General features: G+C 67.5%; 2 protein-coding genes. One reads left to right on the top strand and one right to left on the bottom strand.

The genetic code is table 11. The features are described 5' to 3' along the window. A partial coding sequence (gene fxsT / locus I6A60_RS40845; protein WP_238437285.1) for an FxSxx-COOH system tetratricopeptide repeat protein occupies positions 1-1611 on the top strand: 1611 nt, incomplete at its 5' end. 216 nt (positions 1612-1827) lie between these two features. Here the strand turns inward: fxsT and I6A60_RS40840 are convergent. Beyond that, a complete protein-coding gene (locus I6A60_RS40840) occupies positions 1828-2709 on the bottom strand; it encodes a hypothetical protein (RefSeq protein ID WP_203012069.1) in 882 nt (293 codons plus the stop codon). Positions 2710-3039: the final 330 nt, after the last annotated feature.

Genomic DNA, 3039 nt, shown 5'->3' with positions numbered 1-3039 from the left:
GCGCTGGTGGAAAGCCGGCTCGGGGACATGCTGCGCCGGGGGCGGGTGGCGGATCGGCCCGGGGTGACGGTGGCGAATCTGTGGGCGCTGTCGATGGCCCGACTACGGGCCGAGGCGCCCGCGGCGGGGGCGCTGCTGGAGCTGTGCGCGCTGTGCGGGCCGGATCCGATCCCGTTGGACCTGGTCACGGGAGGGACCGCGGAGCTGGACGAGGGGCCGATGCGGGTGGCGGCGGCTGATCCGGTGGCATGGGCGGACACGGTCGGCGCCGTGGTGGGGTATAGCTTGGCCCGCCGTGATGGGGCGGCGTTGACGGTGCACCGGCTGATCGCGGCGGCGACGCGGGCACAGATGACGCCGCACGACCGGGCAGCGACCGAGGCGGCAGCGGTCCGGCTGCTGGCTGCGGCGGTACCCACCGAGGTCCGCGATCCGCAGGGGTGGCCACGATGGCGCGGCCTGCTCCCGCACGTCCAAGCCGCACTCGATACGGATCACGACGGCGGGAGCGAGCGGACAGTCCGGGCCGTATCTTGGCTGTGCGACCGGACCGGGATGTATCTAGAACACCACGGCCGACCCGACAGCGCCCTTCCGTACCTGCAACGCGGTCTGGCCCTCGACGAAACCCACCTCGGCGCGGAGCACCCGGACACGCTGGCTTCGCGGAACAACCTGGCGGGTGCCTACCGGGCGGCGGGGCGGGTGGAGCAGGCGATCGGCCTGTTCGAGCAGACCCTCACCGACTGTGAGCGGGTGTTGGGCGCGGAGCACCCGGACACGCTGACCTCGCGGAACAACCTGGCGGGTGCCTACCGGGCGGCGGGGCGGGTGGAGCAGGCGATCGGCCTGTACGAGCAGACTCTGACCGACTCGGAGCGGGTGTTGGGCGCGGAGCACCCGGACACGCTGGCTTCGCGGAACAACCTGGCCTACGCCTACGAGGCGGCGGGGCGGGTGGAGCAGGCGATCGGCCTGTTCGAGCAGACCCTCACCGACCGGGAGCGGGTGTTGGGCGCGGAGCACCCGGACACGCTGACCTCGCGGAACAACCTGGCCTACGCCTACGAGACGGCGGGGCGGGTGGAGCAGGCGATCGGCCTGTACGAGCAGACCCTGACCGGCCGGGAGCGGGTGTTGGGCGCGGAGCACCCGGACACGCTGGTCTCGCGGAGCAACTTGGCGGGCGCCTACGAGTCGGCGGGGCGGGTGGAGCAGGCGATCGGCCTGTTCGAGCAGACCCTGACCGACCGGGAGCGGGTGCTGGGCGCGGAGCACCCGTCCACGCTGGTCTCGCGGAACAACCTGGCGGGCGCCTACGAGACGGCGGGGCGGGTGGAGCAGGCGATCGGCCTGTACGAGCAGACCCTGACCGACCGGGAGCGGGTGCTGGGTGTCGAGCACCCGGCCACGCTGACGTCGCGGAACAACCTGGCCTACGCCTACGAGTCGGCGGGGCGGGTGGAGCATGCGATCGGCCTGTACGAGCAGACCCTGGCCGTCGCACAACGGGTGTTGGACCAAGGGCATCCCTCGTTGGCGACGTTTCGCGCGAACCTGGAGCGTGCTCAAGGTGCCGCCGCTGGCCGTCCCGGTGCGGCACCCCGATGAGTCGATCGCGTGCCAGTTTCCGAGAGACTGACGGTTTCGTGCACGATAAGAGGGCGAGTTCTCGCGCATGAGGCTAAGCTGCTGGACATCGACTTCTGGCGACGGCAGGCGTCTCTAAGATCGACGGTCAAGCATCACACGAGACAGAAACGTCAAGCATCAGCTGGGACTGGACAATGCGCTCGGTCGGCGGGCAGGAATTACCCGTTGACTAATTCACGGGGCCTGCCGGACCGCTCCCGAGGCGAACCATTGCACAAGCGTGACGGCGAGATGAACGGCCGATTCGGCCGCCCGCTCCGATATCGGGGCGGTTGGCGCAACTCCGCCATGTCGGTTGACCTGACCATCCCAGAGCGTCGATATGAGCGCGAGTACGGGATCAATCGAACCGGGCGAGATCTGGAAGGTCCATTTGGTCGGATTTGCTTTCAGTTCACCCCTAACTGTCCCGAGAGTCGCCCTTGCATGATTGGGTTGAATGATGGGTATAGCGGCGGCTTCCACTGCCTTTATAGCCTCACCGTACGATTTCGCGGCGTCCGGACTCCTGCCGTAGATAGCTCGCCATGCCTCCGAAAGGTGGTTAGATGCGCTCGTCGCGTGGGCGGCTGCGACGGCGTTTTCAAAGGATTTTCTAGCTGTGGGGTCGACGCGCCGCTCCAAGTGGGTTCGCTCGGATGAAACCGTGTAAGCCGACCCGCCTGCCTTGAGAAGTTCTTCGAGTTCTTCCGGCGCCGTGTCCCGCTCGAATGGGTATCCAGTCGACTTCCGATATGTTTCGGAGCGATGGATTAAAACAGCATCGAGGACGTCAAGGATGACGTCCTCGGCATCCTGCGGGATAAGAATCTTCATCCGCATCCACGGTGAATAGGAGAAGCGCCCGCGACTAGAGCGTGAGGGTTCCCAGCTGATCTCACGCTTCAGTCGCAGTGAAATCTGCTCGACGTCTTCATCATACGAGATTGCCGAGGTAAGCCACTCGTCGACGTGGCCTCTGAGGTGAAGAGGGAGTCCCTCGTATGGCTCCTCCGGTAGCTCCCCAGCCACGGCCCGCTTGCTCAACGGGACCCACCGCGTTGCGCCGCTCGTCACCGGTGTGAGGCTACTCGCCGCGTCTGCCGGATCAGGCGCGGGCCGTCCGGTGGTCCCGCTGCGCTGGTGCGGCCGGCAGCACGGCAGCCGGCGCCTAGCTGACGGTTGGTGGTGCCGGTGGTTCGCGGGGCGTAGGTACTTCGGTGACGTTTGCCTTCAAGCGCCCGGGAAGCCGGCCGCGTTCTCGCGCACCAGCCGGCGGCGGGGACTTGGGGACGCGGGGCAGACCTCCAGTCAGAGGGCTTCCTGAGCCTCTTGGCTGTTCGGTCGGTCGATGGACCAGATGTTGCGGGGTTGCCCGTTGCGCTTGGTGTGCTCGGCAACGGTCAG

The organism is Frankia sp. AgB1.9 (genome assembly GCF_016786355.1).
GTDB lineage: Bacteria > Actinomycetota > Actinomycetes > Frankiales > Frankiaceae > Pseudofrankia.
The sequence above is the reverse complement of the archived record's forward strand: the minus strand, read 5'-3'. Positions and strand labels throughout refer to the sequence as shown.